This window comes from Endozoicomonas acroporae, from assembly GCF_002864045.1.
GTDB lineage: Bacteria > Pseudomonadota > Gammaproteobacteria > Pseudomonadales > Endozoicomonadaceae > Endozoicomonas > Endozoicomonas acroporae.
The window spans coordinates 1-25,365 of the sequence record NZ_PJPV01000078.1 but is presented as its reverse complement, the minus strand read 5'-3'; the positions used below and the strand labels follow the sequence as shown (position 1 = coordinate 25,365).

At 51.1% G+C, this 25,365-nt stretch carries 22 protein-coding genes and 1 tRNA gene; 22 read left to right on the top strand and 1 reads right to left on the bottom strand.

Annotated features, from left to right (window positions below):
* Nucleotides 1-22 precede the first annotated feature (22 nt).
* The 5 genes from htpX (at nt 23) to CX664_RS13695 (ending at nt 4,494) form a co-directional block, all read left to right on the top strand.
* Nucleotides 23-913 (top strand): protease HtpX, encoded by an 891-nt coding sequence (gene htpX / locus CX664_RS13715; protein ID WP_101747272.1) that lies wholly within the window; start codon nt 23-25, stop codon nt 911-913.
* A gap of 364 nt (nt 914-1,277) precedes the next feature.
* Nucleotides 1,278-2,429, top strand: coding sequence for a ribonuclease D (gene rnd / locus CX664_RS13710; RefSeq protein WP_219622196.1), 1,152 nt, complete (start codon nt 1,278-1,280; stop codon nt 2,427-2,429).
* A complete protein-coding gene (locus CX664_RS13705; RefSeq protein WP_101747271.1) occupies nt 2,430-2,729 on the top strand; it encodes a YcgL domain-containing protein in 300 nt (99 codons plus the stop codon).
* Nucleotides 2,726-3,175, top strand: a complete 450-nt coding sequence (locus CX664_RS13700; protein WP_101747270.1) for a YcgN family cysteine cluster protein — start codon at nt 2,726-2,728, stop codon at nt 3,173-3,175. Before CX664_RS13705 ends, CX664_RS13700 begins: the two co-directional genes overlap by 4 nt.
* A 98-nt stretch (nt 3,176-3,273) precedes the next feature.
* On the top strand, nt 3,274-4,494 hold the full coding sequence (locus CX664_RS13695) for a hypothetical protein (protein WP_146000003.1): 1,221 nt from the start codon (nt 3,274-3,276) through the stop codon (nt 4,492-4,494).
* Between the two features lie 66 nt (nt 4,495-4,560).
* Here the strand turns inward: CX664_RS13695 and CX664_RS13690 are convergent, their stop codons facing one another.
* Nucleotides 4,561-5,127, bottom strand: coding sequence for a nitroreductase family protein (locus CX664_RS13690; RefSeq protein ID WP_101747287.1), 567 nt, complete (start codon nt 5,125-5,127; stop codon nt 4,561-4,563).
* A gap of 320 nt (nt 5,128-5,447) precedes the next feature.
* Here CX664_RS13690 and CX664_RS13685 point away from each other — a divergent pair.
* From CX664_RS13685 to CX664_RS13600, 17 genes are all read left to right on the top strand, one after another.
* Nucleotides 5,448-5,523 (top strand) — tRNA-Glu (locus CX664_RS13685).
* Between the two features lie 297 nt (nt 5,524-5,820).
* A complete protein-coding gene (locus CX664_RS13680) occupies nt 5,821-6,789 on the top strand; it encodes a P1 family peptidase (protein ID WP_101747268.1) in 969 nt (322 codons plus the stop codon).
* Nucleotides 6,790-6,915: 126 nt separating this feature from the next.
* A complete protein-coding gene (locus tag CX664_RS13675; protein ID WP_101747267.1) occupies nt 6,916-8,163 on the top strand; it encodes a valine--pyruvate transaminase in 1,248 nt (415 codons plus the stop codon).
* Nucleotides 8,164-8,167: 4 nt separating this feature from the next.
* Complete coding sequence (locus CX664_RS13670) at nt 8,168-8,911, top strand: 5-oxoprolinase subunit PxpA (protein WP_101747266.1); 744 nt, start codon at nt 8,168-8,170, stop codon at nt 8,909-8,911.
* Nucleotides 8,908-9,636 carry a 5-oxoprolinase subunit PxpB gene (gene pxpB / locus CX664_RS13665; RefSeq protein ID WP_101747265.1) on the top strand — a complete coding sequence of 243 codons (729 nt, stop codon included), beginning with the start codon at nt 8,908-8,910 and terminating at the stop codon, nt 9,634-9,636. Before CX664_RS13670 ends, pxpB begins: the two co-directional genes overlap by 4 nt.
* On the top strand, nt 9,633-10,553 hold the full coding sequence (locus CX664_RS13660; protein WP_101747264.1) for a 5-oxoprolinase subunit C family protein: 921 nt from the start codon (nt 9,633-9,635) through the stop codon (nt 10,551-10,553). Before pxpB ends, CX664_RS13660 begins: the two co-directional genes overlap by 4 nt.
* An 80-nt stretch (nt 10,554-10,633) precedes the next feature.
* Nucleotides 10,634-11,404 carry a PepSY domain-containing protein gene (locus CX664_RS13655; RefSeq protein ID WP_101747263.1) on the top strand — a complete coding sequence of 257 codons (771 nt, stop codon included), beginning with the start codon at nt 10,634-10,636 and terminating at the stop codon, nt 11,402-11,404.
* 246 nt (nt 11,405-11,650) lie between these two features.
* A complete protein-coding gene (locus tag CX664_RS13650; RefSeq protein WP_101747262.1) occupies nt 11,651-13,441 on the top strand; it encodes a hypothetical protein in 1,791 nt (596 codons plus the stop codon).
* Between the two features lie 239 nt (nt 13,442-13,680).
* On the top strand, nt 13,681-14,709 hold the full coding sequence (gene argF / locus CX664_RS13645; protein WP_432386897.1) for an ornithine carbamoyltransferase: 1,029 nt from the start codon (nt 13,681-13,683) through the stop codon (nt 14,707-14,709).
* Nucleotides 14,710-15,264: 555 nt separating this feature from the next.
* Nucleotides 15,265-16,668, top strand: a complete 1,404-nt coding sequence (locus tag CX664_RS13640; RefSeq protein WP_101747261.1) for a V-type ATP synthase subunit B — start codon at nt 15,265-15,267, stop codon at nt 16,666-16,668.
* Nucleotides 16,669-16,673: 5 nt separating this feature from the next.
* A complete protein-coding gene (locus CX664_RS13635) occupies nt 16,674-17,300 on the top strand; it encodes a V-type ATP synthase subunit D (RefSeq protein WP_101747260.1) in 627 nt (208 codons plus the stop codon).
* A 34-nt stretch (nt 17,301-17,334) separates the two neighbouring features.
* A complete protein-coding gene (locus tag CX664_RS13630) occupies nt 17,335-19,182 on the top strand; it encodes a V-type ATP synthase subunit I (protein ID WP_101747259.1) in 1,848 nt (615 codons plus the stop codon).
* A 2-nt stretch (nt 19,183-19,184) separates the two neighbouring features.
* On the top strand, nt 19,185-19,634 hold the full coding sequence (locus CX664_RS13625) for an ATP synthase subunit C (RefSeq protein WP_101747258.1): 450 nt from the start codon (nt 19,185-19,187) through the stop codon (nt 19,632-19,634).
* A gap of 124 nt (nt 19,635-19,758) precedes the next feature.
* Nucleotides 19,759-20,451 (top strand): hypothetical protein, encoded by a 693-nt coding sequence (locus CX664_RS13620; RefSeq protein ID WP_101747257.1) that lies wholly within the window; start codon nt 19,759-19,761, stop codon nt 20,449-20,451.
* A 242-nt stretch (nt 20,452-20,693) separates the two neighbouring features.
* A complete protein-coding gene (locus CX664_RS13610; protein WP_101747255.1) occupies nt 20,694-21,383 on the top strand; it encodes a DUF2764 family protein in 690 nt (229 codons plus the stop codon).
* Between the two features lie 18 nt (nt 21,384-21,401).
* Entirely contained in the window at nt 21,402-23,261 is a 1,860-nt protein-coding gene (locus CX664_RS13605; protein WP_101747254.1) for a V-type ATP synthase subunit A, read from the top strand.
* Nucleotides 23,262-23,429: 168 nt separating this feature from the next.
* Nucleotides 23,430-24,971, top strand: a complete 1,542-nt coding sequence (locus CX664_RS13600; protein ID WP_101747253.1) for a hypothetical protein — start codon at nt 23,430-23,432, stop codon at nt 24,969-24,971.
* The last annotated feature ends 394 nt before the right edge of the window (nt 24,972-25,365 follow it).

Genomic DNA, 25,365 nt, shown 5'->3' with positions numbered 1-25,365 from the left:
GACGATGAGGTCACCTTAACTCATGAAGAGAATCCTGTTGTTTCTGGCCACAAACATGGCAGTCCTGTTGCTGGCCAGTATCACACTGAATATTCTCGGCGTCGGCAGTTATCTGAGCCACCAGGGGCTGAATATGGGTTCCCTGCTGGTATTCTGTGCCGTATTCGGTTTTGCCGGCTCTTTTGTCTCCCTGCTACTCTCCAAAACCATGGCCAAAATGAGCACAGGGACGCAGATTATTGAACAACCGCAAACAGCCCGGGAGCAGTGGCTGGTTGAGACGGTCAGGGAACTCTCTGAAAAGGCCGGCATCGGCATGCCGGAAGTGGGTATCTTCCACTCCCCGGAAGCCAATGCCTTTGCCACCGGATGGAACAAAAATGCCGCGCTGGTTGCGGTTAGCGAAGGGCTGCTGGATCGCTTCAGCCCGAACGAAGCCCGTGCAGTTATTGGTCACGAAATTGGCCACGTTGCCAACGGCGATATGGTTACCCTGAGCCTGATCCAGGGGGTTGTGAACACCTTTGTCATGTTCTTTGCCCGGATTATCGGTTATGCCGTTGATTCCTTCCTGCGTCGTGATGATGAAGACGAAGGTGGCGTCGGTATGGGCTTCTACATAACCAGCTTTATCGCCGAGATTATTCTTGGTTTTCTGGCCAGTGCCATCGTTATGTGGTTCTCCCGTCAGCGGGAATTCAGGGCAGATGAAGCCGGTGCCGAACTGGCCAGCCGCAGAGATATGATTGCCGCACTGGAACGCCTGCGTGCCGAGTATGAAGCACCGAGTGCCATGCCTGCGACCATGACTGCCTTCGGTATCCGCAGCGGTGATCGCAGTGGACTGGCAGCTCTGTTTACCAGTCACCCGCCGTTAGACCAGCGCATTGAAGCGCTCCGCGCTCACCATTAAGTTCCCCCTTAAGGCCGGTAATCTCCGGCCTTTTTTTAACCACTCAGTGCACAACAAAAAAAGGTTTTCCGCCGTACCGTTTGTGATCTTTAAGGAATTGTTCCTGAATAACTTCCTCTTTTTCGCCACGGAGGCACGGAGTCACAGAGGAAAAGATTTTTTCTTTTCTCCGTGCCTCCGTGACTCCGTGGCAAGGTTTTTTCTTTACTGAACAACAATCGGATGTGGAAGTTATTTCAGGACAGTTCCTAAATGTCAACCAGTGTCGGACAGATGAAAAGACAGGACTGAGAAAAACCGCTCCGCTCTATCAACAGCTGCTATTGGCTGTTTATAATGGGGTTTTTCGTTAGAACCTTTCGATATGCCACTTTTGTCGCCAGAGCCAGTCTGGATCAATAACAATCAGTCACTTGAAGACTGTTGCCAGCGATGGTCCGGGCTTGATGCCATCGCTCTGGATACTGAGTTTGTTCGTACCGACACTTTCTACCCACAGCCAGGGCTGATTCAGGTGGGCACAGGCGCGGATGTTTTTCTGATCGATCCACTGGCCATTGATCAGTGGCAACCACTGGCCAGATTGTTTGAAGACAACTCGGTGGTTAAAGTCCTGCATGCCTGCAGTGAAGACCTGGAAGTGTTCAAACTGTTAACCGATACCGTTCCCAGACCACTGTTTGATACCCAGCTGGCCGCAGCGTTTGCTAACCTGGGATTTTCCCTTGGTTATCAGGCCCTGCTCAGGCAAGTACTGAACATTGATCTGCCCAAGGATGAGACAAGGTCTAACTGGTGCCAGCGACCATTGACGGATGCCCAGATTCGCTATGCCAGCCTGGATGTTGCCCATTTACTGGAGATTTATCAGTACCTGGAGCAGCTGTTGGTGCCAACGCCGAAAAAGGCCTGGCTGGAAGATGAGTGCCTGGCCATGACGTTGAATGTGCTGCCTTTTGACCCGGAAAATGCCTGGAAAGAGGTAAAACGAGGCTGGCAGCTGCGCCCCCAGCAGTTGGCTGTACTAAAGGCACTCTGCCACTTTCGGGAAGTTGCCTCCCGCAGTCTGGATGTTCCCCGCAACCGGGTTATCCCCAAAGGGAGCCTCTGGCCACTGGCGAGGTTTCAGCCTAAAGCCATGAATGCCCTGCGGGAAATACCAGAAATGCGTGCCAGTATTATCCGCAACCATGGCGAGCAGTTAGTGGATATTATCAGATCGGCCAGTCAGGTTCCGGAAGCACAAAGGCCTGAAAAGCTGCCTCTGCCACTGCCAAAAAATGTCAGGGATTGGGGTAAGCAGATCAAAACATTGATGTCGCAACTGGCTGTTGAATTGCAGTTGCCTATGGAGCTGCTGATGCCGGGCAAACTAACCACGCCACTGCTGCGCAGCTGGCTGGATCATGGCCGTTTTATGCTCCCGGATACCCTCACGGGCTGGCGTCGTGATATCATCGGCACCCCGCTGATTCAGCAGCTCAATCAATTAAGTCAACAGGAAAAAGGCCATTGAATGAAGTCTCTGGTGACCATCTATAAAAGCCCGAAAAGGGAAGGTATGTACCTGTACCTGAACAAGGGAACCATATTGGAAAAGACCCTGCCAGAGGCATTATTGCAAGCCTTTGGCAAACCGGTGCATGTTTTTGACCTGTTGCTGACGCCGGAGAAAAAGCTGGCGCGAGTAGAGACGGCCAGTGTCCTTCAGGGGATTTGGGATCATGGCTTCTATCTGCAAATGCCCCCCAAAGAGCAGGATGATTACCTGATCAAACTGCCGGATGAGTTTCTTTCATTTAACGACCCGACATGACCGCAAAACCTTTCTGGGAAACCAAAACCCTGGCAGAAATGACCGCCGATGAGTGGGAAAGCCTCTGCGATCGCTGTGGTCGCTGCTGCCTGCACAAACTGGAAGATGAAGATACGGATACGGTTTATTACACGTCAGTAGCCTGCAAACTGCTGGACACCGGCAGCTGCCAATGCCAAAACTATCTGAACCGTAAAGACATCGTGCCGGAATGTACGGTGCTGACGCTGAAAGATGTTGAGCTGTTCCACTGGCTGCCCGAAACCTGCGCCTATCGGCTGATCAGCGAAAAGAAACCGCTGTTTGACTGGCATCCACTGGTATCCGGCTCCTGTGAATCTATCCATCAGGCCGGAATCTCGGTAAAAGGATGGGTACATTCAGAAAATGATATTGCAGAAGATGATCTTGAGGACTATATCATTCCCCACAACATGATTGGCTGAAGAATCAACAGCATTTAATACGACCTTCATCCAACATAATATAATGAATCAGTCTGGTAACCTCCCTGAAATTTTGATCAAATGACAGGACGTTATTTATGTTTTGCTCAGTTAGCCATGCTCAAACAACAGCAGTAATGACTTCACCGGCATTTAGCTCAGTACGTGCCCGGTGTGGCACTGTTGCTACCGTGTCAGGCCGTTGTATCAGCATGGTTGATGAGCCGAAAAGGCAGAGTTTTGACAATGCCAGCCCTGGCACAGAACATTCACTGAAACATTGTGGGCTTGCAGCCAGACAGGTAGAAGGCAAGCCTGCACAGCCACCGCTTATGCTTGCCATTGAGGTGGCAGATGACACCTTGTCAGCATCATGTTGTCGTAAAGATAACAGCGAATCCACGGTAGGCCAGGAAGGTGATACTCTGGGGCATAGAGAGCCCTCAGCTGATAGAGAGCCCTCAGCTGATAGAGAGCCCTCAGCTGATAGAGAGCCCTCAGCTGATAGAGAGCCCTCAGCTTATAGAGAGCCCTCAGCTGATAGAGAGCCCCCCGTGTATGGGAAGCCTTCAGCACTGCAAAAGCCTGGTAAAAAAAACGATTGTTGTATTATTGACATTGAAGGCAGCACCAATAAATCACCGCTCCTGCTTGCACAAGAGAGCGCAGGCAATACAGCCAATGAAACCATTAGTGCTATTGAAGGTGACTCTGCGCTCATCAGTCAGTTAAATGAACACGGTTTTGCCAGTGATATTTTTTCTGAAGTCCTGCAAACACTCAATCCCCAAAAAGTATATTCCCGATATGTCGTCCAGCATGATGACACACTGAAAAAGTTTGCCGCCAAAGTATTATGTAACGGGGCGGCAGGCACTATTTCTGCCGATGCACTGGACTATATAAGTCAGGCAAAAGGCGCTGCAGGTATTATCACTGCCATGGTGGCTATTGGCATCGTTGATGGTCTTTATTCCTGTGGCAAGCATCTGCATGAGCATCAGCAACAGCCTGACAATGTACTGCGAATACTTGGTTATGGTACGTACAAATGCATCAGGCCAGTCATGAACCTGTTACCTGAAACGTTTTGCCAATGTGTCAGAAAAGCCTATATCTATGGGTCTCTTTCCGGTGCCAGTGCAACCCTGCTGGCGGACTTCCTGTCGCACTTATCAAAGTTCGCCATGACAACCTCAGCGGCTTCCTTTATCACTGGGTACGCATGCCCGATATTGTTGCTGGTTCTGACCTCAGCAGGAGGGATGAGCGGAATAATATCCGCTTATGAAAATTATAAAAAAAACACCGCCTGCTAGGAGGCTGTCCGACAGGCTCCTGAGCAACGTCAGACTTCATTGCAAGCGGGGCTTTTTATTGCCCAATCAGGCACTGGTCACCCACTCAGAAACAAAGTCATTAACATCCAATACAGGCACTTTCTTTTTAGCGCCAGCAGGCTTGCCAAGGTAGATAAAACCCATCAGCTGCTCGTTGTCGGCAAGACCCAGTCCTTTTGCCAGTCGTGGGTGGTAACAAAGCTCCCCGGTTCGCCACATTGCCCCGACCCCCTGGGCATGGGCCGCCAGCAGCAGAGAATGAACTGCCGCCGCCAGAGACATCTTCTGTTCAATCTCCGGTACCTTTGGATGCTGCTTAACCGGGCAAATAGCCAGTACCAGCATAGGGGCCCGGAGCGGCATCCCTCTGAAGCGTGCCAAGGCATCCTCTGAAAGATCCGGCTGATCCTCAAGGACTGCTTGCGCCATCAGCTCACCCAGTCCTTCCCGCGCCTGGCCACTGACTGTTAAAAATCGCCAGGGACGAATACGGCCATGGTCAGGGGCTCGCAGGGCCGCCCGGAACATGACATCCAGTTGCTGATCGCTGGGTGCTGGTTCCTCCAGGATGGGGGTCGATACCCTTTCCAGCAAAAGCTCTATACCATTCATCAATAACTCACTCCCACCAATTACAGATTTGAGCGTTCCTGCATGTTAGAATGACCTGCCCACAGCAAATTGCTGACGGTATTATCAGGTCTGGCTATGAACCAACTTTAATGCAATCCAATAAGAATACTGTATCTCCGCCTCTGAGTCGTGCCCTCCCTGGCTCTCTCCAAAGGTCCTGGCCTAAATGTATCTAACTCATGCATTTCGTTGAAATGGCTCTTGTTTAAGAACCATTGATGAAAAAATAAAGAGGGGTTGACTCTGTGGCAGGTGATGATTAGTATTCACACCCGCTGCAGCAATGCACGAAGGTTTGCGTCCCCTTCGTCTAGTGGCCTAGGACACCGCCCTTTCACGGCGGTAACAGGGGTTCGAGTCCCCTAGGGGACGCCAATTTCCTGCCTGAAACTCCTCTTTTATCTGCCTAATCCTCCGCAAAGTAATCTATTAGCTCATCGTCTTATTTTTGATCAAGATTTCAATTTTCTTCAGCACCCTTCTGTTCAGCATCGTATTCAACGATATCTTCCATGGTCTGATCAGCAATTCCAATGATGAGGACTGCTCTTCAAAACCAGGGCAAGCTTTGGCCTGTTTGACTATCTTTCCGGTTGCCGAATGAAAAAACGGTCAAGCGGAGAAGAATGAAAACTCCAGAGCTACTTATTATCCGTGTCACAGGTTCTGCAGATGACTACTCAGCGGCATGAGCTTTTTTCAATTAGCGGCCTGGCCATTGGTCATGCATCAGATCTCGAAAGGTTGACTGGAGTGACGGTGCTGCGCTTTGACCACGGCGTAACGGCGGGTGTGGATGTGCGCGGTGCCGCTCCCGGAACCAGGGAGACGGAGTTGCTAAGGCCTGAAAACCTGGTGGATTCTGTCCATGCCATTGTGCTTTGCGGTGGCAGTGCGCTGGGTCTGGAAAGTATGAACGGGGTCAGTCGTTATCTGGAGGAGCAGGGCATTGGGTTACCCACAGGCTTTATCAGGATTCCGGTTGTCACCGGTGCGGTGCTATTTGACCAGTCGGTCGGCGATGCCTCTGCCCGACCCAGTGAGCAAATGGGGTATGAAGCCACCAGGTTGGCCAGTCGCGGCGACATTGAAGAAGGTAATGTTGGTGCCGGTACCGGAGCATCAATCGGTAAAGTTGCCGGGTTTGACCGGGCTACAAAAAGCGGCATCGGTTGTTATGCCATCAGGCTGAAAGGAGGGTTGGTTGTCGGTGCCGTGATGGCTGTCAATGCCTGGGGAGATGTTGTTACCGGTGAGAAGCTTATTGCCGGCACCAGGAGCGAAGATGGACAGCAGTTTGTTTCTGGTATGGATCTCTTAATGAATGACCAGGCCATTCAAGCACTGCCCGGGGCAAATACCACCATCGGCGTGGTGGTGACTAACGGGAAATTAACCAAAGCCCAGGCTTTAAAGATGGCACAAATGGGGCACGATGGTTTGTCGCGAGCCATTCGCCCTGCACATTCCATGTACGATGGTGATACCATTTTCAGTGCAGCAACCGGCGAAGTGGCTGCTGATGTAAATGTTTTGGGTGTTGTGGGGGCAGAGGCTGTGGAACAGGCGATATATCGTGCCGTTTATGCAGCAACTTCAGCGGGTGGCTTACCGGCGATTCACGATATACGGGCAAAATAATCCTTTTCTGGTAATAAGTCTGCCTCTATATCCGGCCCGTGACAGGCTGGATGGTGGACAGTTTCTGTTCATCATTATATAACAGCACCTTTACTATCCTATGACCAGAATAAATCAGGGGTAAGCATGAAGCTTTCTGCCTTTGGCGAAAAATTCACCAGCCATTCCGGCATCCTTTCATTAATGGATGATCTGGGCAATGCCCTTGCTGATGGTAAAGATATGATTATGATGGGCGGCGGTAATCCGGCCCATATCCCCGAAGTGGAAGCCGTATTCAGGCAGCGACTGCGGCAAATTACCGAGAGTCAGGCGGAGTTTACCCGGTTGGTGGGTACCTATGATCCTCCCCAGGGAGAAAAAGACTTCGTCCGTGAGATGGCGGCTTTTCTTAACCGTCAGTTTGGCTGGCAACTGACGGCAAACAATATTGCCTTGTCTAATGGCAGCCAGGCCGCTTTTTTTATGCTGTTCAATATGTTTGCCGGACGTTATGGGGATGGCGGGCACAAGCGTATCCAGCTACCGCTGGCACCAGAATACATCGGTTATGCCGATGCCGGGCTGAGTGATGATTTTTTTGCGGCCAATAAGCCTGAAATTGAGCATCTGGATCAGCATACCTTCAAATACCGGGTGGATTTTCAGGAGCTGGTGATTGATGACAGTATCGGTGCCATTTGTGTGTCACGCCCTACCAATCCAACCGGTAATGTACTGACAGATAGTGAAATTGAGCGGCTCGACAGCCTGGCCCTGCAACATGATATTCCCATGATCATTGATGGTGCCTACGGCACGCCGTTTCCCAAGTTGATCTTTACCGAAGCGACTCCCCGCTGGAACGAACACACCATTCTTTGCTTGAGTCTGTCCAAACTGGGGCTCCCGGCGGTCAGAACCGGTATTGTGGTGGCCAATGAACAGGTTATCAGAGCACTGTCGGGTATTAATGCCATTATGAATCTGGCACCAAACAGTACTGGCAGCCTGCTGGCCCTGGATATGATCCGGGATGACAGCATTAACGCTCTTTGTGAGAATGTGATTCGACCTTACTATCAGGAGAAGGCTCAGTTTGCCGTGAACTGCCTCAAAGAGAAACTGGGTGATATTCCCTGGCATGTTCATAAACCGGAAGGGGCAATGTTCCTCTGGTTATGGTTTGAAGGCCTGTCTATCTCCAGCCTGGAATTGTATGAACGACTGAAGGCAAGGAATGTGCTGGTGGTTTCCGGGCATTACTTCTTTCCGGGCATAGACGACTGGCCTCATAAGCATGAATGCCTCAGGCTGACGTATACCCGTGATCATCAGGATGTTGAACAGGGGCTGACCATTCTGGCGGAAGAAGTACACAAACTTTACAGGTAAACCCGTGCAGCTGAATTGTGATATGGGGGAGAGTTTTGGCCCCTGGCAAATGGGCAATGATCAGGCGGTGATGCCATGGATTGATATGGCCAATATTGCTTGCGGCTTTCACGCTTCTGACCCCGATACCATGAGTGACACCGTGCAACAGGCGGTAGACTGCGGTGTCACGGTTGGTGCTCACCCCGGATATCATGACAAGGCCGGGTTTGGTCGTCGCCCCATTCCCCACAGCCCTGAAAGTATCACCGCCCTTGTGGCTTACCAGGTTGGCGCACTGGATGCTATCTGTCAGCAGCATGGCACCCGGGTAAAGTACATTAAACCCCATGGTGCCCTTTATCATGGGATGATGAATAACCCTGATGTGTTTGAAGCCATTGTGATTGCTGCTGCAAACATGGATATTAAACCAGCGCTTATGATTCAGGCTCTGAGCAATAATGCGTTGCAAAAAAAGACAGCTGACAGGTATTCAGTACCACTGATTTATGAAGCCTATGCCGACAGGGCTTATGACGATCATGGCGTGCTGGTGTCAAGAACCTTGCCAGGGGCTGTTCACCGGGATTCAGCCACGATTCTTCAGCAGGTGAGAAGCCTGCTCTCGGGGGAAGTGAGCACCATCAGCGGAAAGCGGCTAAAGCTGAACGCCGATAGTCTGTGTGTTCATGGCGATAATCCTGACGCCATAGCGCTGATCCAGCAGATTCATCAGATTGTAAAGTCGCCAGACGCTGCGCCATGATGGATATCCAGCCTGTGTCAGAAACAGCGTTGATCATACGGCTGGGTGATCATATTGATACTCAGCTGGCGGTAAAAACAGGCAGTATGGCTGACCATATCAGAAATAGCTGTTCGTCAGAGCTTATTGAAGTTATCCCTTCTTATACGACCATCTATATTCAGTACCACCCGCTGAAAACGGATTTTTTCGCGTTAAAAAGTCGGCTGCAGGGGCTGGTTGATGCTTTTTTTCTGTCTGATGATAAAGATGATCGTGCCCGGGAGGTCAGTAAGACAATCACCTTGCCCGTTTATTACAGCCTGGAGACGGGGCCGGATTTACCTGAGGTTGCACAGTTTCATAACCGCACAGTGGCAGATGTTATCCAGATTCACAGTCAGTCGACTTATGTCGTTTGTGCTATCGGCTTCAGCCCTGGTTTTGCTTTTCTGGGGTCAGTTGACTCCGCTATTGCCACGCCAAGAAAGTCCGAGCCCCGAAAAATGCTGCCAGCAGGCAGTGTCGGGATTGCCGACCAGCAAACCGCAGTCTATCCATCCGACTCCCCCGGTGGTTGGCAGATAATTGGGAATTGTCCGGTTTCTCTGATTGATTTCGATAAGACGCCCATGTCGCCTTTCTCTGTGGGTTTATCTGTGCAGTTCCAGCCTATATCACGGGATGAATTTTTTGCGCTTGGAGGTACTTTGTGGTCGCACTGGAAGTCCTGGACCCGGGGATGATGACGCAGCTTCAGGATACTGGTCGAACGGGAGTGGGTTACCAGGGCCTGGCCCAGGGTGGCCCCATGGATTTGCAAGCTTATTGCTGGGCAAATTATCTTCTGGGAAATCGTATGTTCTGTTCCCAGTTGGAGATAACCGGTGGACAGGCAAGGTTTTTAGCGCATCAAGCCATCACGCTGGCGTTAACCGGGGCTGATCTGGGAGCCAGAGTCAATGGTCAGCCTGTTGAAGGGTGGCGGACCCTGCATTTGAATAAAGGCGATACGTTATCATTTCAGTTTCCCAGAAAAGGGCTGAGAGCCTATCTGGCCATTCCCGGCGGTTTTGCTGCACCCGCAGTCTTTGGCAGTGTGGCGACCGTGGTCAGGGATGGTATTGGTGGGGTAGGGGCCAGAGTTGCGAAGGAAGACAGTGGTTGTCTGATAAAGCAGGGTGATTCTCTTGAGACCGTTTCCAAAGAGGTAGTTAAACCCGGCATAAACCGCATGGTGCCAGCCCGATATATCCCGGAATATGCCGGGCCACTGAGCCTTAATCTGATGGAGTCGTATCAGGCTCGGGCTTTTTCTGCACAGAGCCGGAAAAGTCTCTATCTGACCCAATTCACGCTTTCTCCCAATAGCGACCGTATGGGGTATCGATTGGCTGGGGCTAAAATTACGCCCCCCTTCAGCGGCGTGATTTCTGAAGGCATCGCCCTCGGGGCTGTTCAGATACCTGAAAATGGTCAGCCAATTATTCTGATGCGCGACCACCAGACACTGGGTGGCTACCCCAAATTCGGCTGTGTTGCCCAGTTGGATTTGAACAGGCTGGCACAGGCAATGCCCGGAACCCCGATACGTTTTCAGCCGATATCTTTGCAGGCAGCAGGGCAAAAATTAAAAAGCTTCTACTCCTTCTTTAATCTGTAACCTGCCGTTTTCCCGTCAGGTATTGCTGCTTGCGTTATGGCAAAACAATTCTAAAGTTGTCTGAAAAGAGGTGAGACTCGATGAATGTGTTCAGTTTCCCTGTGCAGATGATTTCAGGCGTATTGGCGGGCGCAGCTTTGTCTGTATCTGCGGTTTTTGCTGCGGGCAGTACTGTGCCTGCAACACCTGCATACCTTGAACAGCCTGGCAAGCTGAGATCCATGGTACCCCTTGATCAGCTGATAGCCAGAACCCGACATTCATTCGGGATCAAGGCTTCTGACGTGGTTGTATACTCAGCCCGGTTGCAGGAAGAAGAGCATCAGAAGGTGTTTGTTATCGATTTTATTGATGCCAATAACCAGTTGGAGCGCGTTGTTTATGGTGCTTTCAGTGGCAAGCAGATAGATCATGCCCCCATGCAGGTACCCATGCCAATGGAAGAGATCTTGTCAAAGGTGGAAAGTAAGTACCCTGGAGCAAATAGAATTCGGACCTGGCTGGAGAGACAGGGTGGCAATATGGTCTATGTTATAGAGCTGGCTGACAAACAGTTTAAAGTGAGGCGTCGCCAGTTAACGATGGACGCTTATACCGGCAGAGTGATCACAGACGTAACGTATGACCTGAAACCGGATGGCAAGCGGATATCCCTTGAGCAGATTATCAAAAATGCACGGAAAAAATACCGTGGGATGGTTGTGCTGAGAACCCGAAGCAGTGTGAAAAACAATATTAATGTCAGGGAAATCATTTTTCTGGATGACAACCGTATAAGACATAAGATGGTGGTAAATGCGGATAACGGGGAAGTGATAGAAGACAGAATTACGCCGCTCGGATGGATCTAGCCCGGATATTTCATAAACGTGCTCTCGCTTGTCCTCTGTCGCTCTAAGGGAGTTTTGCTCAGTCGACCGTACTCCCCGGTACGGCGCTTCCTCACAAAATCCCTTAGCGCGACAAGCGACAAAGTCCTCGGCTTTAGTATCCTGCGTCGCCCTATCTCCTACATCCATGTGGTCGTGTGCGAGAATCGGGGCAGTTTATGAAATATCCGGGCTAGACTTGATGACAGTTTACTGAGGAGAGTCTTTGTGGATCCAAGCCGTGCCCAGTTATCAAATATCCCAGGCCTTGGTGCAAGCAGCCTGGCCAGAGAGTTGCAACCGCTGACTAACGAGATTATCGAGCGTCGGTTTTGTGGTCTGTGTGCAGAGTATATTGAGCGTCCTCCCTTTATGGCTTCCCGTTGTTGCGAACATAACTACCACTATGGCTGTACTGTCGTGATGACCCGGGAGGTTGCTCAGTGTTCAGTCTGTAAAAAAACACCTGTTGAGTTTACCAGGGATACTGATTTTGCCGAAGAGGTGAAGGAGTACGACTGGAGTCTTTTTGAGCCAGCGTCGGCCGCTGGTAGCTGTGCACCGATCCAGGCCTTCGATAGTGAAGCAGTCAGTGAACAGGCTGGAGCGATTGGTGCAGTTTCAGGACCATCTGGGCTATCAGGGACCCGCAACCAGCAAGTTGTCGATGTAGAGGAGGCCGAAAGAGCTCTTGCTCAGCCAGGTATTTTCGTACAGCAAAATTTGGTCGCTCAGGAGCTGGTACCGCCCGGGGCTCCTCATCTTCATCCTGCTCTGCCGACAGTTGCCCAAACGATCGTTCGCCCCTCACTGAAGCTGAATATGGTCAGTATGACCAAGACATTTGAGCGGCTTTTGGGGCAACTGTGGATGCCAGTCGAGCTGCAGTCTCTGGCAATGCAAAGAGGGTATAGCTTTCTTAGACAGATGATGGATGTCGGTGTGGTGCCCAGATGGCAGCAAATGTGTGATAAAGAAGATCATCTTTGCGGCAAACAGATGAATATTGACAAGTCCGGTGGTGCCCGTGCGTTCTTTACCGCTATGCAGCAACATCTTGATCAGCTGGCACCGGAACACCGGTTCTTTGTTACCTTCGCCTGCTCACGGCAGAATCCGGTAACGGGTTGCCCGGAACCGGTCTCACCAGTGGTGCGAATTTTTCGTCACCCGACTGAACCTCGTCTGATATTTCTATTTACTATCGGTGAGCCGGTACCGAGCCGTGCCCTTGGGCGCCTGGTTTATTGGAGTTTTGCCAGTGGTACCCAGTTAGTGAAATACCTCCAGTTTCTTATGCTGGTCAGTGAGGCAACCCAGGCTATATTTGTTCGTCCGACCAAAAAGGGAGAGTCTGATGCCGAAGGTCTGGATAAAATCGATGTCAAGGCGTTTGTTCAGCAGTACCCGCCGAGGGATTTCGGACTGGGGGATCCGTCAAAAAATAACAGGAGGATTCTGCTTTATGCCGCCCAGAGTCTTGGCTTGCAGCGTATCCGCAAAGAGGATGCTGAAAAGGTTACCCTGCTGAATAACATGATTGAGGGCAATCTGCGCGACTCTCAACTGACCGTCAAAAATGTGATTGACCATATATTGAGGCTTGGTTATCGCAAGGAGCGAGGGGTACATCTCATTTTTGACATGCCTGCCACGCAGATGCCCGGGCTGCCCGGGATAGATGTTGAGCTGAATAGACAAATGATCAATTTGCAGAACGATTTAGCCGATGTCTTGATAGAGATGTATAACCAGCGAGCAACTAGCAAAACGGACTATATACTTGTTGAGCTTGAGCCAGAGGTATCCACTTTGCGAGAAGAGATTCTGGTGCTGGTCCTGGATACCGACAGACTCTACCTGGTGAATATGAAAAACAGGTCGGTGTCTGTCCAGTGTTCGTCCAGCATTGATGATATCTGTGACTTCTGTCAGGTGTTTATGAGCGGCTGTCAAATCCTGAAGGCAAATATTATCTCTTATGCGCCGATCCAAACCAAAAAAAGTCTCGCTGAATAGCCTCCTGGAGCGGGATAAAGTCTGGAAACGTATTTTTACGTAATGTCTTCCGTATCGTCCGGCGCTAGTCTATGCCCGAGTGAAGTTCGATTCGGAGCTGGACAGAAATAACCGGTCTATGGATGATGTGACTCCCTGAATCCTGACCGTAGGCAGTAATGACATTGTCACTTTCTACTTAAAGATCGCTGGATTGGGTAAGTAAAGAACAACAAATGACCTGACACAGGAAACTGTATATGACTGTTGTGACTGTTGATATCGAGAAGAATTTGCAGAACCGTCATTTTCTCAAGCTACTGGACTTCTCCCCAATGGAGATCAGCCACTTGCTGGAGCGTGCAGCCCAGCTGAAAGCGGCAAAGCGGTCCGGTACTGAGGAGCAGCATTTAACCGGGCGAAATATTGCCCTGATTTTTGCCAAGGCCTCGACCCGAACCCGATGTGCCTTTGAGGTGGCCTGTTTTGATCAGGGTGCCAATGTCACCTATATCGGTGGTGGCTCGCAGATGGGGGCCAAAGAGACCGTGAAAGATACTGCCCGGGTACTGGGGCGTATGTATGACGGCATTGAATTTCGTGGCCACCTGCAGCAGCACGTTGAAGACCTGGCGGCTTATTCAGGGGTGCCGGTATGGAACGGTCTGACCGATGACTGGCATCCAACCCAGGTGCTGGCGGATTTTCTGACCATGCAGGAACACGGCAATGGTCGTTCACTGGGTGAGATGAAACTCTGCTATCTCGGTGATGGACGCAACAACGTAGCCAATTCACTGATGGTGGGTTCTGCGAAAATGGGGGTGGATTTCAGAATTGCTGCCCCGGCAGAATTCTTCCCTGACCCTGCGCTTATCGAGCAATGTCGGGAAATTGCCCGGGAAACCGGGGCAAAGATCACCATCAGTGAGTCGGTAGATGAAGCGGTAGCGGGTTGTGATTTCCTGTACACCGACGTCTGGGTTTCCATGGGTGAACCGATGGAAGCCTGGGATGAAAGGGTCAAGCTGATGAAACCCTATCAGGTGAATCAGACAGTGATGCAAAAAACAGGCAATGCTAATGTCCGTTTCCTGCACTGCCTGCCAGCCTTTCACAACGATGACACGGTGATTGGCAAAGAAGTCGCTGACAAATTTGGTATGAACGGCCTGGAAGTCACTGAGGATGTGTTCGAGTCTGATGCCTCCATTGTCTTTGATCAGGCAGAAAACCGTATGCATACCATCAAGGCTGTGATGGTGGAAACATTGGGTAACAGTCGTTAGCCCTTAGGGAATTGTCCCGAAATAATTTCCACATTTTGAACTCGATCTCCGTTCATCCTGAGCTTGTCGAAGGGTGATTGGCACAATACATGAGGCCGGAGTCCACGCCCTTCGACAGGCTCAGGACGAACGTGGTTTTGAAACCCAGAAATGTGGAAATTATTTCAGGACAGCTACTAGAGAGAATCGCACGAAGCAATAAGTCTGACCTGCTGCTTAGGTATAACTCTGCGAAACCCGTGGAATTGTCTACTCTATTAGATTAGATGTTTAATCTGGCGTTTTCCATTCGTTACCCGAAATGGTTCCTCAGTGCTTTCCTGATGAAAGTACTGAGGTAACTGTGTTAATGAGACGAAAAAGTTGTTTTACAGGAGGCTTGGATAGAGCCAGCAGTACAGATCAGTGTTTGGGTTTATTAGCTTAAACATACGACATTTGGCTTATGTTGTGTGCAATGAGGGGTATCGCACTTACTCAGCGTTACCTGCATGACTGATGATCTCCTGAGCCCATGTCCATTCTCTTTTTTCCCAGCAGTATAGAGGAGCAGTAATGCCCCAGAGCCTATTGCGATACACCAATATTCTCAGCATCGTTGGTGACCTCATTCGCGTCCACGTTCCTAACCTGGCTGAAGGTAATGCCCAGGCCAACTATGGTGATCTGGCGTTGATTGAGCAGGATGGACAGACTTACTCCATGGCGCAGATCATCAAGATTGACCATGAAGAGGTTTCTCTCCAGGTTTTTACCGGCACCAAGGGCCTCTCCACCGGTGCGTCGGTCTGCTTCCTGGGCCAGCCCATGAAGACCACCTACTCCCCCAATATTCTTGGGCGGATCTTCAACGGTGCCGGTGAGCCCATTGACGGTGGTCCTGCCCTGGAACAGGATCCCAGGGTGGAGATCGACGGACCTTCGGTAAACCCGGTTCGTCGTGTACTGGCTTCGCGCATGGTACGTACCAATGTGCCCATGATCGATGTCTTCAACACCCTGGTTGAGTCCCAGAAAATTCCTGTCTTCTCTGTCGCCGGTGAACCCTACAACCGCTTCCTGGCCCGTATTGCCATTCAGGCAGAGGCGGATGTTGTCGTGTTTGGCGGCATGGGCCTGATCTTCGATGATTACCACTTCTTCCGTACTACCTTTGAAGAAGCCGGTGTCTCTGCCCGTACCGTTATGTTCACCAACCTGGCGTCTGACCCGACGGTTGAACGTCTGCTGACGCCGGATATGGCGCTGGCGGTGGCGGAACACTTTGCCGTCGAAGAGTCCAAAAAGGTACTGGTTCTGCTCACCGACATGACCTCTTACGCCGACGCCATGAAAGAGATCGGTGTGGCCATGGACAAGATCCCTGCCAACCGTGGTTATATGGGGGATCTGTACTCCCAGCTAGCACGTCGTTACGAAAAAGCCTGTGACTACAAAGGTGCCGGTTCTGTCACCATTCTGGCGGTTACCACCATGCCGGGCAATGACGTGACTCACCCGGTTCCGGACAACACCGGTTATATCACCGAAGGTCAGTTCTACCTGCATGAAGGGCACCTGGATCCATTTGGTTCCCTGTCCCGTTTGAAGCAGATGGTTCAGGGTAAAGAAACCCGCGAAGACCATCCCGCCATCATGAACACCATGATTCGCTTCTACTCGGACTCTGTGAATGCCGCCCAGAAACAGGCTATGGCCTTTGAACTGTCCAGCTATGACTTGAAAACCATCAAGTTCGGCAAGCTGTTCAAGAGACGCTTTATGTCTCTGGACGCTGCCATGTCCCTGGAAGAAGCGCTGGATAAGTGCTGGGAGACCATGGCTGAATGCTTTGGACCGGAAGAGACCCTGATGAAACAGAGTCTGCTGGAAAAATACTGGCCCAACCCGGAGCAGCTTTCTTCAGAGAGTGATTCACAGAGAGCTGAGGAAGCTTCTGAAGCTGCAGCTGAGGCGTAATTATCATGGCCAAGGTAGCTCTCAACAAAAGCTCATTAAACAAAGAGAAGCGCAGTTTAAAGACGTACAACCGTTATCTGCCGGCACTTGAGCTCAAGCGTCAGCAGCTGATGATGGAACGTAAAAAGGCCGAAGATGCGCTGGCACAGACACGGGAACATCTGGCGGAAGTGGAGCAGCTGGTCAGACAGCAACTGCCGATGCTGGCAAGGCAGGATGTTCCGGTGGATAACCTGGTGAAGGTAACGGATGTGCGCCTGACCCAGGAAAATATTGTCGGTACATCGGTTCCTCTGGTCGAGCACATTGAAATTGCGCTGACACCCTACAGTGATCTGGCCAAACCCCACTGGGTTGATTACCTGGTTGAGCTCCTGCAGCAGATGATTCGCCTGAGAATAGAACTCCAGGTTCGTCAGCTGCGCCACAGGGAGCTGGACAAGGCGACACGTACCACCTCCCAGCGGGTCAACCTGTTCTCCAAGGTGCTGATTCCCCAGACCAGAAAGAACATACAGAAAATCCAGATCTATATGTCTGACCAGGACCGGGCCAGCGTAATGAACGCCAAGCTCTCCAAGGGCAAGGTTCTGGCCCAGGAAGCCAAAGGAGGTCATTCGCAGGTGGGCTGATATCCGGGTGGTATAACCTGCGAAAGCATTTATTATGGCTATTAAACGACTGAAAAAGATCACCCTTTACGGGCCCAGTCAGGAGAAGAGCGGCATTCTGAAAGAGCTGCAATCCCTGGGCTGTCTGCATCTGATTCCATTGACTGATAAACCGGTTGAGGTTCAGGTGCAGCCGGCGGAAGCCAGTGAAGCGAAAGCGTGGCTGGAGCGCAGCCCAAAGCAGAGACGGCAGATTCGCAATTTTCGTGAACACAAGGATGCTGCCCGGGTAGACGATATTGTTCACAAGATTCTGGACAACAAGTCCAAATTCCGTGAGCAGTCCGATATTCGCGACAAGCTGCAGGAACGGATTCGGGAAGTGCGCCCCTGGGGCGAGTTTGCTTTTCCTGCCCTGTCTGACCTGAATGGTCAACGGCTCTGGTTCTATGTTCTGCCCAATGGTGAACTGCCAACGCTGAGGGATTCCCTTAAGCAGTGCGAGCAGCCCTGGGAACTGATTCATCAGAGCCAGAAAGACAGTTACGTTATCGTTGTTTCTGATAAAGAGCCCGAAGACTTTCTGCTTCCTGTGCATCGCTCTCATGTGGGTAAGATTCCGCTTTCCCGCCTGGAAGAGATGCTGGATGAAGCAGAGGATGCCATCGAGGATCTTCTGGCTGAGCGGGAAGCGCTGACACGCTGGCACTACCTTCTGGATCAGGTGCTTGCTGCCCGTCTGGACAGCGCTGATCTGCAGCAGGCCAGCAGTGGCACTATGGATGAAGACAGCTTCTTCCTGGTGCAGGGCTGGGTACCGGTGGCTGAGCAGGCCAATGTTGAAGCCTTCACGACTGCTCGCGGTGTTGCGGCAATATTGGAAGATCCGACGGCAGACGACAATCCTCCGACGTTACTGGACAAACCGGCGGGAACCGGTGGTGGTGCGGATGCCCTTGGCTTCTTCCAGACACCCAACTACCGCGCCTGGGATCCGGGAAATGTGGTGTTTTACTCATTCTCGCTGTTCTTTGCGATGATCATGAGCGATGCCATGTACTGTCTGATTTTCGGACTGATTATCTTCCTGTTCAGAGGCAAGCTTCGGCAGAGTGAAACCGGTCGTCGTCTGATGAATCTGGCGTACTTTATGTCCGGTGTGGGTATTGTCTGGGGTGTCTTTATCGGCAGTTACTTCGGTGCAGCACCCGACAGTGGCAGCTTATTTGGCCGCCTGGCCTTTATCGACCTGAACGATTACAACGCCATGATGAAACTGTCGGTGGTGATCGGTGTTGCGCACTTGATCGTTGCCAACGTTATGACGGCGATAGTGAATCGTGGCTCAAGTTACGCCCTGGCACCATTGGGCTGGGCGGGGTTGATGGGCGGTGGTCTGACACTGTGGCTGGGGATGACAGGTACGCTGCCAGCGGCGTTTCAATCCACCATTGGCCCGGGGCTGATGATTGCCGGTGCCCTGCTGGTATTCCTGTTCTCCAGCAGCCGTGAAGTGACATCCTTCAAGGACCTTATTCTGAGAATGCTGGATGGCCTGAAAGCCGTCTACAACATTACCAGTGCTTTTGGTGATGTACTCAGTTACATGCGCCTGTTTGCCCTCGGCCTGTCCGGTGCATCCCTGGCCATGACCTTTAACTCTCTGGCCATGGACGTTCTTAATTCCAGCCCCGTCACCGGTGTGCTGTTTGCGGGGATCATTCTGCTGCTGGGTCATCTGCTGAATTTTGCCCTGTGCATTATGAGCGGTGTGGTTCACGGCATGCGTCTCAACGTCATTGAATTTGTCAACTGGGGACTGTCTGACGAAGGCTACCCATTTAAAGTCTTTAACCAAAGAACGACCTTTAACCAGCAAACAACTTTTAGTAAAGAGGATTAACAATGGATGCACTGATTATCGCACTGGGTTGGGTAGGTGTTTTCGCACCGGTTGCTCTGGGTGCAGTGGGTTCTGCGATCGGCTGTTCTGTCGCCGGACAGTCTGCCTGTGGTGCGATGCTGGATGTGGAGAGCGGCTACGGTAAGTTTGTCGGTCTCTCGGCCATGCCATCTTCCCAGGTTATCTACGGCATTGTCATCATGTTTACCCTGAGTGGCATCGGCGTCACGCTGGCCAGCGCTCCCGGTCTGTTTGGTATTGGTCTGCTGACCGGTATTGCCCTGATGTACTCTGCCGTCTATCAGGGGCAGGCGGTTGCAGCGGCCATTAATGCTTCCAAGAACAAGCCGGAAGTGTTTGGCCTTTCGATTGCACCTGCGGCGATCGTAGAAGGCTTTGCGGTATTTGCTTTCGTATTCGCACTGGTTATGGGTCAGGGCATCGCCGCCTGATGATGGGGTGAATGTTGGAACCACAAAGTCACTAAGACACAAAGACAAAAAAGTATTTCTCTGTGCCTTTGTGTCTTTGTGGTTCAAAAAAATAATGGCCCATAAGCAAATACAGGATTAGATAATGAGTACTGCAACTCCTGAAAAACAAACCGGGAAAACCGTTTCCGTCGGTGTTCAGGAACTGATCGAAAAGCTGCGTAACCAGGGCGTCGACAGTGGTCGCCAGGAAGCGGGCAAGATTATTTCTGACGCTGAAGCCAAAGCCGCCGAGCTGATCGCGGATGCCGAAAAACGTGCCAGTGCCATTGTTGGCAAGGCCCGTGAGGAAGCGGATTTTATTACCAGGGCAGGCAAAGAAGCGCTGCAGCTGGCTGAGCGAAATGCCGTCCTTGAGCTGAAAGACTATCTGCTGGAAAAATTCTCTGACCAGATCCGTGCAGTGGTCAGCCACTCCATGGAAGGTGACAAGCTGCTGGAAGGGATGATTCTGGAAGTGGCTGGCCAGAACAATCTGCGCGGCGAAAACAACATCGAAGTGATCCTGCCCAGAAAAGTCATTGGTGTGGATGAACTGCGTGACAAACCTGAGCTGCTCAAGGCCGGTGGTTTGCTGGAGTTCGCCATGAAGCGGGCCAGTGAGATGCTTCAGGATGGCGTAACGTTCACCGTTGGTGGTGCTGGCCAGAGTGGCATTGCGTTTCGCCTGAAAGACAAGGATATCCAGGTAGAGCTGACCGATGAAGCCGTTGCTGCGGTTCTGCTGAAGCATCTGCAGCCACGTTTCCGTGCCCTGCTTGAAGGCATTATTAAATAATTGCCGGTGTCAGTTCGTGATGGTAGAGCAATGTCTGCCTCACGCTCATGTTAAGGAGTAGTTCCTGAATAAGTTCCGTGATTGTGGGCCCTCGAACCCTGATCTTCCTGAGTCTGTTGAAGGGCATGAACACCAGGCCCATGCGATAGATCGTGCCAGGCACCCTTCGACTCCGCTCAGGGTGAACGGACAGAGGCCCCATCATCGAACCCTGTTTCTGGGCTGCTTCCGAGGAGAATACAATGGCTGAAAATGCCTACTATACCCTGCTGACATCGCTGCCGCATATTGACTCACTGTTTAACAGCAAGATTACGCCTATCTCCCGCATTCAGCTGGACCGTCGTCTGGCCATGCTGTCCACGGCAGATCGTGAAACCCTGGTGAAGGTGGAACAGCTGGTGCACTGGAGCCATCTGGGTGAAGAGATCAAAGAAGCGTATTTGATCAACCTGGCAGAGCGCCTGTTGCAGGAGCTGGACAGTCCTGATCTGAAAGAGCTGGTGAACTGGCGTCTGGATATGCGAACCATTGCTGCTGCCCTGCGACGAAAGGCCAATGGTATCCAGGCTCCGACGTCTGCGAAATGGAGTTACGGTAGTCGCTACGCCTACATCCGCCACAACTGGAATCATCCGACCCTCGGTTTGCAGCATGCATTCCCCTGGATTCCGGTGGCGGTTGAATGCCTGAGTAAAAAAGACTACCTGACGCTGGAAAAAACAGTGATGGAAGCGGTGTGGAACAAGCTGAACGAGCTGGGTGCCAGACACCGTTTCGACTTTGAAGCCGTGGTGATCTATCTGCTGCGCTGGAACCTGGTGGCACGCTGGACCTCCTACAATGGTGAACAGGCAGTGGTTCGGTTTAATGAGCTGACCCAGCAGGCATTAGGGGAATTTGCCCACCAATTGCCGGGTTCCCCGGATTAAACGACAACGGTTATACACATGACTGAACAGACAAAAACAGATCTGATGCAACAGACCTCTGCCCGGGTGGTAGCGGTGATGGGTGATATCATCACCATCGAAAGCATCAGTGGCAAAGATGGTGCGAAAAAGCCGCTGGTTAAGAACGAGGTGGTCTACGTACTGCCGAGCCGTCGCGCCAATGAAGCGGTGGAAGAGCAGCTGATGGCCGAGATTCTCCGTGTTCGTGGTAACACGGCGGATATTCAGGTGTTTGAGGAAACCCGTGGTGTTGCTGTCGGTGACCTGATTATTCAGACCGGGCACCTGCTGTCAGTGGATCTGGGGCCTGGTATTCTCAGCATGATCTACGACGGTCTGCAGAACCCGCTGGAGCGACTGGCGAATCTGCATGGTCGCTTCCTGCAGCGGGGTGTTCAGGTTGAGTCCCTGGATCGTACCCATAACTGGGCATTCACTGCCGTAGCTAAAATCGGCGATAAACTCCATGCCGGTGAAACCTTTGGTACCGTTCCGGAAGGTCGCTTTACCCACAAGATCATGATTCCGTTTGATACCGTGGGTGAAGTGGAAGTGGTCTGGATTCAGGAAGGTAACTTCTCTGTTGATACCGTCGTGGCCCGGGTGAAAAACCACAAGGGTGAAGAAATTCCTCTGACCATGTACCAGCGCTGGCCAGTGCGTAAGTCAATCGCTGAAACGCTGGCTGCAAAAGGCAAGACCGAGCGTCTTTACCCGAACCAGCCGCTGATCACCACCACTCGCATCGTTGATACTTTCTTCCCGATTGCCCGTGGTGGTACCGGCTGTATCCCCGGGCCTTTCGGTTCCGGCAAGACAGTATTGCAGCATGGTTTCTCCCGTTATTGCGACGCCGATATCGTTATTGTCACTGCTTGCGGTGAGCGTGCCGGTGAGGTGGTTGAAACCATCGAAGAGTTCCCGCACCTGCAGGACCCCAAGACCGGTGGTGCCCTGATCGACCGTACGGTAATTATCTGTAATACGTCGTCCATGCCGGTGGCCGCCCGTGAAGCCTCTATCTATACCGGTCTGACACTGGGTGAGTACTATCGCCAGATGGGTTACAACGTGCTGGCCCTGGCCGACTCTACTTCCCGCTGGGCCCAGGCAATGCGTGAAACTTCCAACCGTCTGGAAGAAATTCCCGGTGAAGAAGGCTTCCCGGCCTATATGGACTCTGCCATCAAGGGGGTTTACGAGCGTTGTGGTGTGGTTTGCAACGAAGACGGTGACGAAGGCTCCCTGACCATGATTGGCTCTGTATCACCTGCCGGTGGTAACTTTGAAGAGCCGGTGACCCAGGCAACCCTGAGTACAGTAAAAACATTTCTTGGTCTGTCTTATGATCGTGCTTACAAGCGCTTCTACCCGGCGATCGACCCTCTGATCTCCTGGTCGCGTTACCTGGATCAGCTGGAAAGCTGGTACTCCAACAATCTGTCGTCTGAGTGGGTCAGCAACGTTAAGGAGATGCAGGAACTGCTGGTGCGTGGTGACAGCATCAATCAGATGATGCAGGTTACCGGTGAAGAGGGTATTACCCTGGAAGATTACGTGACTTTCCAGAAGTCTTACATGCTGGACATGGTGTATCTGCAGCAGGATGCTTTTGACGATGTGGACGCTTCCTGTCCAATCCATCGTCAGCAGGAAAACTTTGATCTGGTGGTGAGCCTGATTCGTCAGCAGTACAACTTCAGCGATAAAGAAGAGGTGCGTGATTACTTTATCAAGCTGACCGGCCTGTTCAAGAACATGCACTATGCACATCACGGATCACCTGAATACAACAACTACATGCACCGTATTCAGGAGCTTCGCAGCCAGCACGCCATGGGTGCCTTAGCTGCCTGATGACTGTTGTATAACACGTCCTGTCCAAGTCTGCCGGCGATGCCGGCAGTGTTTTTTTAAGTTAATTTCTCCGATACGCCTTCGTCCATTATCCCCTGAATATCTTTGGTTTAGTTTGAACTTTCCGGGTTTCTAAATATCAACACTAGAAAGAGCTGCTGGTGTTTTATGGATAGCAATAAAATTTCAGGCTTGCCTGACTCTTGCATTGTTCAAACTTACCATTCTTATCAACAGGAACGTGCCGGTGGCAGGATGGGCTCTTACCATGTTACCCCCTGTGAACATGATGACCTTTCAGGCGCTGATTCTGGCTCAAATTTGCAGGAAGATGGCAGGATGCAACGTTTGGCGGAGAGGTTTTCAGCTATCGCTACCGCTACTCAACCAGTCTCTGCGCAAAAGATAGATGCGAAAACCAGGGTTCAGTGTGCTTTGCAGGCATTCCTGAAACAGGACATTGAGCTTTGCAGGCAATTTGTGCGGCCAGCATATCCTGACTGTGATAAAAGTTTTGCCCCCCGGTTTATTAGATTTTTTCCTGTTGTGTCAGGGATTTTGATCGATGCCCTTGTGGCAAAAGGAGAATCTGCCACAGACAGTGATTATCAGCTGGCAGGTGATGTCTTAAAAGACAGTGAGGTGAAGACTGTTTTTTTCCAGCTGATAAGAGCCACTTTTTCCGGACTGGACAGTTCCGGGAAAACGACAGCTGATTATCTTCTTAAGGCTTATAAAAAACATCCGGATGGATGTTATGACGCAATAGTTGATGGAATCATCAGCCATAGAAAATCCCTTCCGGAATTACAGGTTGCAATGGACAGAAATCGGCTTACCCGGGGATTTCCAGCATGCTATTTTCCAATGCTGTTTGGCTCGAAGGAAGACTATTATCTGGGGGTAGATGCCCAGAATTATGATGCCAATACGGTTCATAATCTTTGTCAGGCCTTTGCCGGTTTGTTGGAGCAGTCCCGTCGTGGCGATCTTGAACCTGTGAGTCTGCTGATATTGAATCAGATTCATCAACGTCTGACTAAAGATGTCAAGTCCTGGTGTGGTGCACCTATATCTCCAGTTTATGACTTTGCTGTATCACATGTATTTGATATTCCGAAAGAAAAATTCACGCAGTCTGGTTACCTGGAAATGATGTTATTCGTGCAGAGCTGCGATCAAAAATACCGGGGAATGGATAAACTCTCTCCTGACAATCACGCAATTTTTCATATTTGTGGCTACCATGCGCCAAATGATGAGAAACCGGGTAAAGTTACGGTCAGAGCCTATTGTGATGAGCCTGACAAAGGTAATATTCGCAAGAAAAATGTATTGATAAACGTGTTGGTTGACCATCGAAAGGCGCTGGATAGCACCCCGACTCCGGAAGACGTTCGCTTATCCACTGCCAGGCTGGCAAAGCGATTAATGTTTTTGCACTATTTTCTTGACGGAAATGGCAGAACCATTATTTACCTGATCAATCGTGAGCTGCTCAGAAATGGTCAGCCTCCGTCCATTATTCTGGATGTTGACGCCATTGCTGCGAAGTCATCTGCCGAGTTCTCCGAAATGATAAAGGAAGGGCAGGATCTTTTTATCGGCATACAGCGCAATAAGCAGCCAACCTTATCCAATCCACCCTCTCTCTGCTTTCATGATCGGGCAAAAAGCAGGTTGCATGGGTATTTACAGCAGGACTGGTAATAGGGGACTACGGATATCCTTTACCCCGGTCTATAAGTAGTTGGCCAAATGGAATCGTATATTTCTGGCTAAGTGGGCAGTTACTATGCAAGGCACAACGTAGGGAGCATAGCCGTAGCTATGTGACCGTAGTTGTAACGCCGCAGAGTCACTGCCCACTTAGTCAGAAAATACGATTTCATTTGGTTAACTACTTATCAGAAAGGCTATAACAACGGATCGGTTACATGTAATTATCCGTTGTTATCTCCCGGGCGTGTTTCCTTAAACGCCCAGCGAACCCTTAAAACAGGCGTTCTTTTAAACGCAGGAATGAATAGCCAGTACATAAAGATGCCCAGGCAGTTGGCGACGATATCCCAGAACGATGGGTGGCGATAGTCGGTAAGGGATT

What these genes read in the sequence shown, in the direction of transcription:
- htpX (WP_101747272.1), top strand. Translation starts at nt 23, where the DNA reads ATGAAGAGAATCCTGTTGTTTCTGGCCACAAACATGGCAGTCCTGTTG.
- rnd (WP_219622196.1), top strand. Translation starts at nt 1,278, where the DNA reads ATGCCACTTTTGTCGCCAGAGCCAGTCTGGATCAATAACAATCAGTCA.
- CX664_RS13705 (WP_101747271.1), top strand. Translation starts at nt 2,430, where the DNA reads ATGAAGTCTCTGGTGACCATCTATAAAAGCCCGAAAAGGGAAGGTATG.
- CX664_RS13700 (WP_101747270.1), top strand. Translation starts at nt 2,726, where the DNA reads ATGACCGCAAAACCTTTCTGGGAAACCAAAACCCTGGCAGAAATGACC.
- CX664_RS13695 (WP_146000003.1), top strand. Translation starts at nt 3,274, where the DNA reads ATGTTTTGCTCAGTTAGCCATGCTCAAACAACAGCAGTAATGACTTCA.
- CX664_RS13690 (WP_101747287.1), bottom strand. Translation starts at nt 5,127, where the DNA reads ATGAATGGTATAGAGCTTTTGCTGGAAAGGGTATCGACCCCCATCCTG.
- CX664_RS13680 (WP_101747268.1), top strand. Translation starts at nt 5,821, where the DNA reads ATGACTACTCAGCGGCATGAGCTTTTTTCAATTAGCGGCCTGGCCATT.
- CX664_RS13675 (WP_101747267.1), top strand. Translation starts at nt 6,916, where the DNA reads ATGAAGCTTTCTGCCTTTGGCGAAAAATTCACCAGCCATTCCGGCATC.
- pxpB (WP_101747265.1), top strand. Translation starts at nt 8,908, where the DNA reads ATGATGGATATCCAGCCTGTGTCAGAAACAGCGTTGATCATACGGCTG.
- CX664_RS13660 (WP_101747264.1), top strand. Translation starts at nt 9,633, where the DNA reads ATGATGACGCAGCTTCAGGATACTGGTCGAACGGGAGTGGGTTACCAG.
- CX664_RS13655 (WP_101747263.1), top strand. Translation starts at nt 10,634, where the DNA reads ATGAATGTGTTCAGTTTCCCTGTGCAGATGATTTCAGGCGTATTGGCG.
- argF (WP_432386897.1), top strand. Translation starts at nt 13,681, where the DNA reads ATGACTGTTGTGACTGTTGATATCGAGAAGAATTTGCAGAACCGTCAT.
- CX664_RS13640 (WP_101747261.1), top strand. Translation starts at nt 15,265, where the DNA reads ATGCCCCAGAGCCTATTGCGATACACCAATATTCTCAGCATCGTTGGT.
- CX664_RS13635 (WP_101747260.1), top strand. Translation starts at nt 16,674, where the DNA reads ATGGCCAAGGTAGCTCTCAACAAAAGCTCATTAAACAAAGAGAAGCGC.
- CX664_RS13630 (WP_101747259.1), top strand. Translation starts at nt 17,335, where the DNA reads ATGGCTATTAAACGACTGAAAAAGATCACCCTTTACGGGCCCAGTCAG.
- CX664_RS13625 (WP_101747258.1), top strand. Translation starts at nt 19,185, where the DNA reads ATGGATGCACTGATTATCGCACTGGGTTGGGTAGGTGTTTTCGCACCG.
- CX664_RS13620 (WP_101747257.1), top strand. Translation starts at nt 19,759, where the DNA reads ATGAGTACTGCAACTCCTGAAAAACAAACCGGGAAAACCGTTTCCGTC.
- CX664_RS13610 (WP_101747255.1), top strand. Translation starts at nt 20,694, where the DNA reads ATGGCTGAAAATGCCTACTATACCCTGCTGACATCGCTGCCGCATATT.
- CX664_RS13605 (WP_101747254.1), top strand. Translation starts at nt 21,402, where the DNA reads ATGACTGAACAGACAAAAACAGATCTGATGCAACAGACCTCTGCCCGG.
- CX664_RS13600 (WP_101747253.1), top strand. Translation starts at nt 23,430, where the DNA reads ATGGATAGCAATAAAATTTCAGGCTTGCCTGACTCTTGCATTGTTCAA.